Source organism: Coleofasciculus sp., from assembly GCF_046539235.1.
Taxonomy (GTDB): Bacteria; Cyanobacteriota; Cyanobacteriia; order Cyanobacteriales; family Coleofasciculaceae; genus Coleofasciculus.
In genome coordinates this window covers 1-3,277 of the sequence record NZ_JBKHHI010000571.1, presented here as the reverse complement: position 1 = coordinate 3,277, position 3,277 = coordinate 1, and the positions used below count along the sequence as shown (strand labels likewise).

Here is a 3,277-nt window from a genome sequence, read left to right as displayed (position 1 = left end):
AAGCCATCCTACAGCAGGCGATTGCATCAGGAGAGAATGCTAATTAGCGATCGCGTCTTCAGATACAGATAGATAAGATCAGGCGATCGCAGACCCTTTGCCCATCCCGGATACCAGAAGCCAAACCCTTACCACTATTGCCTATTGCCTATTCCCTGGTGCGTAGCGCTATAACTGAACCTGCTTTTTCTTTCCCCCAAATAATCCGCGCATCCAGCGATATAAGTTATCCACATAAGTAAATAACACGGGAACCACCACCAAGGTTAACAAAGTTGAAGTCGTAAACCCACCAATTACCGCGATCGCCATGGGACTGCGTACCTCACCATCCGCCCCTAATTCTAAGGCAATGGGCATCATCCCCGCGATCGTGGACACCGACGTCATCAGAATTGGGCGTAACCGAGACACCCCCGCCTCAACAACTGCCTTAAACTGAGGTTTTCCTTCATTTATGCCAGCTAAAGCAAAGTCTACTAATAAAATCGCATTTTTAGTCACCAATCCCATCAGCAAAACAATGCCAATTAGGGCAAACAAACCTAATTCTTTCTGCGTCACTAACAACCCCAGTAACGCCCCACCAATGGATAAAGGCAAAGCCACTAAAATCCCAAACGGATACAAGAAATTGCTATACAGCAACACCAGAATCGCATAAATCGAGAGAATCGCCGCCCCTAATGCTGTCGCAAACCGGGTAAAAATATCCTGCATAATCTTGGCATCACCAGCCGGTTCCTCAGCCACATCGGGCGGGAGGGGATTCATCGCGGGTAATGCTTTAACCGTTTCTAACGCATCTCCCAGAGAAATCCCCTCTAAATTCGCTTCCACCGATACCTGACGATTGCGATCAAAACGGTCAATTTGGGCTGGACCACTTCCCAAACGGATATCAGCAACTGCACTAATGGGAACCAAATTCCCGGTTTGACTGGGAACCTGTAAATTTTTCAGGGTACTAATATCTGTTCGAGTTTCTGGATCAAGTTGTACCCGAATCGGAATTTGCCGATCCGCTAAATCAAACTTTGCCAGATTCGACTCATTATCGCCAATTAACGCTAATGATGCCGTGGGTGCGATCGCACCCACAGAAACACCCAAATCCGCCGCCCGTTCTGGATCAGGCTGAATCACAATTTCCGGCTTAACTAAACTGGTACTAGACGTAACTTCCACCAATCCCGGAATATCCCGCATCTGCTTTTCCAAGGTTTCCGCCGTTTGCGTCAACGCGGGCGCATTTTCACTCTTGAGAACAATGGATAAATCCTTACCTCCTCCCCCAGCCCCTTGACTTTGGAAACTAATCCGTGCCCCCGGAATTGTCCGAAACACCTGGCGCATCTCTTGTTCAAATTCCTGCTGGGAAACCTCACGTTGATCCTTAGGTAGCAGGTTGGCGTAGACTGTACCCGAATTTATCTGATCCGCCGTAGTAAAAACCTTCTCAACCGCTGGATTTTCTTGCAACGATTGGTTGAGTTGTTGCATAATCGCTTCGGTTTCACTCAAGGTTGATCCGGGTGGTAGTTCAACCATCACCGTACTCAAACCCGTATCCCCACTATCAAATAAACCTTTGGGAATTAACGGCACCAGTTGTAAACTACCGATAAAGAAAGCCAACGCAATTAATAGGGTAGTAATCCGATGACGTAATGCCCAAGTGAGTAGATTGCGGTAAGGGTGAATTCGTGTTTTTCTGGTTCCCGGTTCCCGGTTCCCTTTCTGTTTAAGCAAATAGGCACTTAACATCGGTGTCATCGTACAAGCCACCAGGGTGGAAAACATGGTAGATACGGCAACCGTGACGCCAAACGGTTGGAAAAACTGACCCGGTACACCCCCCATAAATGCCACAGGAATAAACACCGCCACAATGGTGGCTGTTGTCGCCACCACCGCTAAACCAATTTCCCGTGATGCATCCAATGCAGCTTTAAAGGGCTTTTTGCCCATATCTAAGTGTTGGTCGATGTTTTCAATCATACAAATCGCATCATCGACCAAGTTACCCACCGCTAAGGCTAAGGCTAATAGGGTCATTCCGTTGAGGGTGTAACCCAAGAGTTTCATCACCCCAAATGTGGGAATAATTGACAGGGGTAACGCCGTCGCCGTAATCAGCGTCACTCGCCAATCCCGCAAAAACAAACCGACGGCAATAACCGTTAAAATACAGGCTAAAATTAAGGCATCAATCGTGGCTTGATAGGAATCCCGAATCGCATCAGCACGGGTAAAAATGAGTGCCAGAGTCACATCATCGGGTAGGGTTTTTTCCAATTCTGAAACAGCTTCACGCACCCCTTCTTCCACGGTGACTAAGGTGCTACCCGTACTCCGAAGCACGGAAAAAGCAACCACGGATTCCCCATTCAAAGACGCCGCCTGTCGCTGTTCAGCAAAACTATCCTCTACCTCCCCTAAACTGGACAAGGGAACTGTTGCACCATTGGGCAGAACAATCCGATAACTTCGTAATTCTTCAACGGTTTCTGCACTTCCCAGCGTCCGAATATTTTGCTCACTTCCACCGACATTTCCCCGCCCTCCGGGTAAGTCAATATTTAAATTCCGGATTTGATCATTTACTTGGGTGGCGGTAATCCCATAAGCTTGTAAGCGACTCGGATCAAGATCAACCCGAATCTCCCGATCCACACCCCCCAAACGGTCAATTTGAGCCACACCCGGTACATTCAGCAGGGCGCGGCTAATCGTGCGATCAACTAAATCGCTTAATTGTTCAACTGATCGCGTCTCAGACGCCACCGCATAGGTCATAATTGAACCGCCCGCAAATTCTAGGCGCTTGACAATTGGTTCATTCACATCCTGGGGTAAATCCTGACGAATTTGGGCAACCGCATTCCGCACATCATTCGTGGCGCGATCGCTATCCGTTCCCAAGACAAAACTAACCGTAGTGGTGGAACTCCCTTCCCTCACCGTGGAGGTGAGTTCATCAATATTTCCCAACCCCGCCACCGAATCTTCTATTTTTTTGGTGACTTGGGTTTCTAATTCTGTGGGTCCCGCACCGGGTTGGGTAACTGTTACCATCACGGCGGGAATATCAATATTCGGATTACTGTCAATTCCTAATCGAAAAAAGGACACCAAACCAAAGATGCCCAAAATTAGGAATAAGACGATAGTCGGAACAGGTTTTTTAATTGACCAAGCGGAGAGGTGAAAAGACATAAAACTCGTTCGTAAGTAGGTGGGGACAATTAAAGTTAACGGTGAGGATCGTCATTTG

General features: G+C 47.8%; 1 protein-coding gene. It reads right to left on the bottom strand.

Annotated features, from left to right (window positions below):
* Positions 1–168 precede the first annotated feature (168 nt).
* A complete protein-coding gene (locus ACLFWI_RS28645; RefSeq protein ID WP_446415759.1) occupies positions 169–3,219 on the bottom strand; it encodes an efflux RND transporter permease subunit in 3,051 nt (1,016 codons plus the stop codon).
* Positions 3,220–3,277 lie beyond the last annotated feature (58 nt).